General features: G+C 44.5%; 7 protein-coding genes. 3 read left to right on the forward strand and 4 right to left on the reverse strand.

All coding sequences use genetic code 11. The annotated features are described in order from the left end of the window. The coding region (locus A3763_RS06575) for a DUF819 family protein (RefSeq protein ID WP_197482814.1) at nt 1–757 on the forward strand (757 nt) is incomplete at its 5' end. Nucleotides 758–770: 13 nt separating this feature from the next. Here the strand turns inward: A3763_RS06575 and A3763_RS06580 are convergent. Further along, nucleotides 771–2,855 (reverse strand): TonB-dependent receptor, encoded by a 2,085-nt coding sequence (locus tag A3763_RS06580; RefSeq protein ID WP_068509502.1) that lies wholly within the window; start codon nt 2,853–2,855, stop codon nt 771–773. Between the two features lie 23 nt (nt 2,856–2,878). Here A3763_RS06580 and A3763_RS06585 point away from each other — a divergent pair, with 23 nt between their 5' ends. Next, nucleotides 2,879–3,349 carry an HD-GYP domain-containing protein gene (locus A3763_RS06585; RefSeq protein ID WP_082907151.1) on the forward strand — a complete coding sequence of 157 codons (471 nt, stop codon included), beginning with the start codon at nt 2,879–2,881 and terminating at the stop codon, nt 3,347–3,349. A 29-nt stretch (nt 3,350–3,378) separates the two neighbouring features. Here A3763_RS06585 and A3763_RS06590 read toward each other — a convergent pair whose 3' ends face one another. The 3 genes from A3763_RS06590 to A3763_RS06600 all read right to left on the reverse strand — a co-directional run bounded on the left by A3763_RS06590 (nt 3,379) and on the right by A3763_RS06600 (nt 6,462). Beyond that, entirely contained in the window at nt 3,379–3,903 is a 525-nt protein-coding gene (locus A3763_RS06590; protein WP_068509498.1) for a hypothetical protein, read from the reverse strand. A 343-nt stretch (nt 3,904–4,246) separates the two neighbouring features. After that, nucleotides 4,247–5,221, reverse strand: coding sequence for an MBL fold metallo-hydrolase (locus tag A3763_RS06595; RefSeq protein ID WP_068509495.1), 975 nt, complete (start codon nt 5,219–5,221; stop codon nt 4,247–4,249). A 5-nt stretch (nt 5,222–5,226) separates the two neighbouring features. Then, entirely contained in the window at nt 5,227–6,462 is a 1,236-nt protein-coding gene (locus A3763_RS06600) for a DEAD/DEAH box helicase (RefSeq protein ID WP_197469805.1), read from the reverse strand. A gap of 180 nt (nt 6,463–6,642) precedes the next feature. Here A3763_RS06600 and A3763_RS06605 point away from each other — a divergent pair. Further along, the coding region (locus A3763_RS06605; protein ID WP_197482815.1) for a patatin-like phospholipase family protein at nt 6,643–7,888 on the forward strand (1,246 nt) is incomplete at its 3' end.

Genomic DNA, 7,888 nt, shown 5'->3' on the forward strand with positions numbered 1-7,888 from the left:
AATTGAAGGTGAGCAGTCGGTGTTTATTACGATGACCAGCTATGATATTTTGCTGTCGGCCTTATATCTATTATTTGTTGTGAGCCTCGCAAAACCGCTGTTTAGCCGGTTTTTAAAAGCCTTCAATGAAAGCGAAAAGTTGCCCTTGAATAGCACGTCGGGTGGGGGGCTCTTTGATCACTTGAGTGATGAAAGTTCACATGCCTATAAGCAGCTAGTGAGCAAAGAAAATGTTTTAAATGTTGCCTCTGTACTCGGCTTTGCAGTGTTGGCATTGGTTATTGGTATAGGCCTTTCTCAGTTGTTCCCGAAAAGTATGTCTTCAGTAGTGACGATAGTGGCGATTACGAGTGCTGGTCTGGGCTTGTCATTTTTTCCTCAGGTAAAGCGTTTGAAGCAGAGCTTTCATTGCGGCATGTATTTGGTGCTAGTGTTTTGTTTTACCATGGGCACAATGACCAACTTGGAAATTCTAAGTGCTCTGAATGTAGAGTTATTTCTCTTTATCGCCTTGTTATTGGTTGGCACGTTAATTCTGCATGCTAGTTTATGCAAGCTATTTAAAGTCGATACAGATACCTTCTTGATTAGTTCGGCCGCAGCCATCATGTCGGTGCCATTTATACCCGTCGTGGCGGGTGCTTTGAAGAATAAATCGCTAATAGTCCCAGGTTTCGCCGCTGCAATTCTTGGCTATATCCTGGGTAACTATTTAGGGATTACGCTCGCCTACTTGATACGCTGGTTGAGCTCTTAAAGTAAATCGTTGCCTACCAACTCCAGGACAGTCCAATATCAACTGATAAGCCAGAATCCGCTAGGCCGTTTTCAACGTTATATAGTGATGCGACGGTATTTTTCTGATCAAAAATATTATTCACGTTTATATACATAGCACGTTCGCCTTCGCCTGATTTAGAGTCGAAGTGTTTAAGAAGGCTGAGGTCAGTACGAAAATAATCATCTGCATCCTCTGGCGCAATTTGCGTCACCTCTAGCGTTGTCGGGTTTGTCGAGGTTATATAGTCACCCTCACTATAGTTGAGCATTGCTCTTTGTTTGATTGATAGCTCGATATTGCTATCAGCAAGTAGGTAGTTACCCTGAAGTGTAAAAATCCACTGTGGGAAAGCTAAATAATCACTATTGAGTTCTTTATTCTCGCTTCGAACATAGCTACTGCTGCCAACTAACTCAAACCTCTTGAACTGTTTTCGACCAGAAAGCTCAACACCATAAGACTCATTTCTACCTGTGTTGAAATATTTCTGAGAAGAGCCCGTTGTTGGCACTAAAACGATGCCTTCTTTCCAGCGACTTGAAAACAGAGTTAACTCTGTAGAATAGTCATTAGCGAGAAAATGATTGACCCACTCAATCGTATCAATTTCCTCTGGTTTGATGCTCTCGTTTGCTTCAATTGCCTGAACAGAGCCAAATCTCTCAATTGCTGTGGGCGCTCTAAAAGCGTGGCCGTAAAGAAGCTTGGAGCTATAGTTTTCATTGACTTTGACAATGAGCCCTGCTCTTGGCGAAAGGTGAGAGCCGACATCTGAGTAATCGTCTGCTCTGAGACCATAGACAGCATGCAGTTTGTCATTAAATAAGCCTGTCTTGGCTTGGAATAGTGCATACCTAATGTGTCGTTTAGAATTCTTATAAGGGTTGTCTTGATCAACAAGGGTGCTGCCATTTAAGTCGATCCGGGAGTAGTTGCTACCGTTGACGATAAATCGGTCATAACCAGCACCGAGAACCCATTGCGTTGAGGCTTCAGGCGATTTGCCTTTTAACTGAAGTTTCGCGCCACTACGTTGCTCATTTGTAGATTGATAGAGTGTGTGAGGGCAGTAAAGAGGGTTATTGGTCGTATTGGTTCCATCTTTACAGTCAAAAGAAGTGATTGGTATATCGTTAGGCGCGTACACGAGGCTTATCGGGTAGCGTGCATTGTCAAATGACCATTCTTGCTTACTCTGCCAATGATAGATTTGAGTGCCCAGTTCAATGCTATCGCTAAGCTGGTAATCGTAAGATAAGCTTGCGAGCCAGAAGCTGGAATCTTGCCCTGAATGTTCCCGATCTTCAGTTAAGCTGGTAGATTGCACGTCAAAATTATCATCAATACGGGTAAAGAACTGGGTGCCGGTGCTTGGAAAACCAGATGCCAAATAGTTTGCGTAGTATGAAAAAAACTCGACACGTCCTGTATCGACTTTGCCAGCGCTCAATTTTATAAAGCCACTTTGATCACGATAGGCATAGTGTCTTTCGGAGTTATAGAGCAAACCGTCATCAGGATCGGTGTAGCGATAGTTCAAGTTTTGATCGCTCTGTCGGGCAAATGCTAAGCCGGCATTGAGTATGCTATCTTCGAATGTCTGTGCGACAAATAGAGAGGCTTTGGTATAACCATCACTGCCTACTTTACTTCTAATCTGGGTCTCATCTTTATTAGAGTCTTTGAGTTGTCGAGCAATTACACCATGAAAAGCATCGCTTCCATAGAGTGTACTGCCGGGCCCTCTAACCATTTCTATACGGCTTAAATGATCAAGATTGATAATCGGTTTATCATACAACGAGGTCGCATAAGTGTAGCTGTTTAAGGGGACGCCATTTAAAGTGTTGGCAATGCCGCGCACCGATAGCTCTGTAGTGAAGCCGCGAATTGCTATTGCTTCGGCACCACCCCAAGTAGGGTAACTTGCCACGGAAGGAACACTTTCCAGCACATCACTTAAGCGTTTTGCTCCTGTTTTTTGCCAGTCATTTTCGGTCAGAAGAGATACGCTAGACGCTGCGTCCAGCTCTGACTCTTCAAATACTGATGCAACAGTTACTTTGAGGTTCATTAAGTCCTGAATGGACATTTGGACTGTGTGATCGAGATAATGAGGTAATGTATAAAGCGGCACCACTACATGATATTGGGAAGATCGCTATCCCTGATCATATCCTTAACAAGCCTGGTAAGCTAACACCTCAAGAGTGGGAGGTTATGCAGTCTCATGCCCAGATCGGTTACGATATACTTTCGACGTCTGACTTAGAGGTCTTGCGAGCGGGCGCGCTCATTGCAGGTGGGCATCACGAGAACTGGGACGGTTCAGGCTATCCAAACGGTATTGCGGGTGAAGATATTCATATCTTTGCGCGAATTGCTTCGGTGGCAGATGTGTTCGATGCGCTGGTGAATCGTCGATGCTATAAACAAGCTAGGTCTATAGACGAGACATTAAACTTCTTCAAAGAGATGAAAGGCACTAAGTTCGAGCCGCGTTTGGTTGATTTATTACTCGATACCCAAGAAGAGCTAATGAAAATTCAAGAGGCGCATGCCGATTAGGCATGCGCATACGATACTAGGTTTTACGCTTAGAATGCTAAGGCAAAGCCTAGTAGTATCGATAGAGTAGCGAGACCGGATGCAACAATGATTGTCGCCATTGCCTTGTCTTGTTTGGCTGCATCAGAACGAGTAAACGACGCTCTATCTTCGAAGGTCATTTGTTTTAGCGGTGCAGCTAGCATTGGCTTCATTTCGTTATCAACTAAAATTGAATCGTTGGCTGGGTTGTCCTTGCCTGAGCCTTTTTTAGTTTGATGAGGAATGCCGTTAATTCGTGTCTGAAAAGTTGTATTTTCGGCTTCTTCTTGTTCACTCTCTTGCAGCAACTCCAGCGCCCAGCTTTCATCAACCTCTTGCGGTTCAGTGCTCCGGTATGCTGTATAGGTTTGGTTAAACTTTTCGTATAGTGCAGTGGTTTCTTGAAGTGTGAGAGTCTGATCCTGCGCTTTTTGAGAGACCATATTCAAAATACGCGCACGCTCGTCGTGTATCTGTTTATTGTCTTGCTCTAATGCTGAGTTTCCGTAATCTTCAATTGTTGCTACTGACATGATTCGTTCCTGAATTAATTGCCTTCTCTCTCCTTGGCGAACCGTTATCTTAAAACGATAAACGTCGAAAAGGCGTTAAAAGTAAATTCCAATTTGCTTCTTATTACAGGTTCTTTGAATCGATATTATCGGGGGGAGAATAGGAATTCAAAAGCCATATCAAGCTCTTGATTCTATTTCGATAGTGAGTGCTCAATGCAGTTCACTATGACTAACTCTTCCCTGTTATTGTTGTAGATCGAGATACTATCCTGATGTGGGCAATCATAGGTGGAAAGCTGCAAGTGGTCAATGTTTGCCGTGTGAGACATTGACCATTCTTGATGAGGGAAAAATCGATAAATTAAAGTGCTCGAGTTTCTCCAACCTTCATCAATAAAGCATTTTCATCGCCATAGCTTTGATCTATAGCGGCTTGTTTAAAGCGAGGAGGGGCTTCAAATGGGTCTTCAGGTGTCAGCATGATAGCCCCCCAATGCATGCCGATGGTTTTCTGTGCTTTGATACTTCTTGCAATTTCAATGGCATCTTCAGGTGTCGCGTGAACAGAACGCATATACCTTCTTGGCTCATAGGCGCCAATACCAATTAAGGCCAAATCGAAGGGGCCTGCCCGTTCACCTATCTCCTTGAATATCTCACCTTTCGCTGTATCGCCCGAGAACCATATGCTTCTTTCCTTGGAGCGGAAGCTGAAGCTTGCCCATAGGGTCTTGTTGGTATCAAAGAGGCCTCTGCCAGAGAAATGCACGGCGGGTAGTGTGGTGATGGTTAGTTCTTCGACTTGTGTTTCTTGCCACCAGTCTTGCTCAATAACACGCTTGTAGCCTCGCGATGTTAAGAAGCGCTTAAGGCCCAAGGGTACGATGACTAAAGTTTCTTTTTTGTAGGGGTAGGCTCGAAGGGCTAAGTCATCTAAGTGGTCATAGTGGTTGTGGCTGATGGCTATGATATCGGCTTGGGGTAATGACTTGGCGTCAAATGCAGAAGGCACAAAACGTTTGGGGCCTAAAGAACCAAGGCCAGCAACTTCACTCAAGAAGGGGTCGGTAATGATAACTTTGTTGTTTAGGCGGAGGATAAAGGCTGCATGACCTATCCAGGTGATGCTAGGTTGCGGTGTATCGCGGTATTGCTGCTCCACTTGCTCCTTGGGCAGAATGTGGCCTTCAGGTATAGAAGGCATTCTATTTGCGAAGGGGAAGGTGGTAAAGAAGCGTATTGCTTCCCAAGTGCTACTAGTGCGTTTTGGGCTGCCGGGAGGGTTTCGAAACCCTCCTACTGGTAGATGATGTTGGGGGCGCTTGCTTGTCGACACTTGTGCTATTTCTTTCGTTTAACTGATTTTTTCTTGGCGCTTGTTTTCTTTCCAGAGGTTTTCTTTTTCTTCTTAGAACCAGCCGCTTTTCCGGAAGCTTTGAGTTTTTTCGGGCCTTTATAGTGACCTTCAAGCTCTTTAACTTTACGTCGCTTGAAGGTCTGCTTTAGAAAACGCTCTATACCGGCCATAAGGTTAAATTCAGGCGCGGAAATAAGGGTGATGGCTAAACCCTTTTCGCCCGCTCTGCCGGTGCGACCTATACGGTGGACATATATCTCACCACGCCTCGGCATTTCGAAGTTGATCACCAGATCCATGCCTTCAATATCAATACCTCGTGCAGCAATATCTGTAGCGACCATTACTTTCAGCTCGTTACGGCGCATTTTGCTCATCACGAGATTTCGTTGTTTCTGGTCTTTGTCTCCGTGTAATACACCAGCGCTAATTTCTTGTTGCTGCATGACACGGTAAACCTGATCTACTTGCTCTTTCGAGTTACAAAAGACAATGCTGTGACGATATGTTTCGTTTCTTAGTAGCCAGCATAGTAGTTGGTATTTGTGAGCGTTATCGTCAGCAAAGATGATTTGCTGATCAATTGATGTGTGAGTATCGCTTGTTTGGTTTAGCTCATACACTTTTGGCTCATCTAGCAACTGGTCTGCCAGGCCTCGAAGTGCTTTATTGGCTAGTGTTGCTGAATAGAGCTGCGTTTGACGCCGTTGATGACAGTGTTCTGAAATAGATAGAATCTCATCGCTAAAGCCCATGTCGAGTAAGCGGTCTGCTTCATCAAGTATCAGGATGTCTACCGAAGAAAGGTCTAACAGGTCTCTGGCAAGCAATTCAGACAAACGCCCCGGTGTTGCCACGATAAAGTGTGGCGGGTTTTGAATGATTTCGGTCTGTTTGTGGATGTCAGTACCGCCACCGATATGACCCAACTTAAGTGCTGTAAAGCGAGCTAGCTGTTTTGCCTGCTTAAGCACTTGTTGGGCGAGTTCACGTGTAGGAACCAATACCAGGGCAAGTATGTCACCGCCTTCTTCATGCATTATTTGGTCGAAGGTAGGGAGTAGATAGGCAGCCGTTTTACCACTACCTGTCTCAGCGCTGACAAATAAGTCTTCGCCATCGAGCGCGTCAACCAGGGTTTTTTCCTGAACTTCAGTCGGTTCTTTAAAACCTGCTTCTTCTATTGCTTGAATTAAACTGTCTTCGAGTTCACTGAACACAAATATTACCCTCTTCGAATGTGAAGCGGATAATACCAAATTAGAGCAAGAGTTATTAGAAGAAAGGAGAGAAATCGAGAAGTATTAAAATAAACAAGTAGATACTTGATTCTATCTGATTGCGCGCTTTACTCTAGACTTCTTCCCAATACTAACAATCTAATGTTGAACAAATCATATATGAATACCAAGCTAATTCACCTTTTTTCCCTGGTTTTCCTTATTCTTTTGCTTATTTCTACCAGCCTTTTTGCACGACCCAAAATTGGTTTGGCTTTGGGAGGAGGTGGTGCCAAAGGCGGTGCTCATGTTGGTGTGCTTAAAGCCTTAGAGCGTGAGCAGATTCCTGTTGATTACATAGCGGGCACCAGTATTGGCTCGATCGTAGGTGGCCTATATGCCATGGGTTACAGCGCGGCAGAGATTGAGAAGAAGATGATGGCTACTACGTGGGAGGAAGGTTACTCAGACTCGATTCCTCGTCAAGATTTACCTTATCGCTTAAAGCAAAGAGACCAATTTAATGTACCCTTGGATATAGGGCTGCGTGATTACCAAATTACCTCGCCAAGTGGTTTGTTGTATGGTCAGCGTGCCGCGCAGCTATTACGTGAGACCTTTGGTATGGTGCCGGTGCTATCGAGCTTTGATCAGCTGTCGATACCTTATCGAGCAATTGCGACCGACCTGAGCCGCAACGAGCAAGTTACACTAGATCACGGAGACCTACTTAGTGCTATGAGAGCCTCGGCCAATGTGCCTGGTGTGTTGGCACCTGTAAACTGGGACGGGCAGTTGTTAGTTGATGGTGGTTTGGTAAATAACGTTCCAATAGATGTCGTGAAACAAATGGGGGCGGATATCGTTATCGCAGTAGATATCGGGGATGAGTTAGCTAAGCCTGAATCCTTGACTGATACTTTTTCTATCTTGGGGCAGCTCTCTAACTTTCTCACCGTGGCCTCGACTGAAAAACAAAAGGCACACCTGGCGGCTGAAGATATTCTAATAAAGCCTGATATTGATAATTTGAGTACGACTGATTGGTCAACCTTTCACTTGGGAATACAAGAAGGTCTTGAAGCGGCTGAATATCATTTGTTGTCATTGCAGGCTTTGTCACTTTCGGAGGCAGAGTATCAGTCTTACCTGTTGGCAAAAGAGAGGGTGAAAAACCGTTTGGTGCGTGTGCAAAAAGAAGCATTTAAACAGATTAGAATAGATAACCACTCCAATGCTCATCAAAGTATTATTTCAGAAAACCTGGATTTAAAAGCGGGTGAGAAGTTAAGTCCGAGTCAACTTAACCAGGCATTAAGTCGAGTATATTCCCTTGATGAGTTTCAGCGAGTTGATGCCAGAATAATCCCCGAGAACGATCAGCACAGTGTCATAGTTACTGCCGAAGGAAAAGATTGGGGGCCGA

It is taken from the genome of Oleiphilus sp. HI0128 (genome assembly GCF_001635365.1).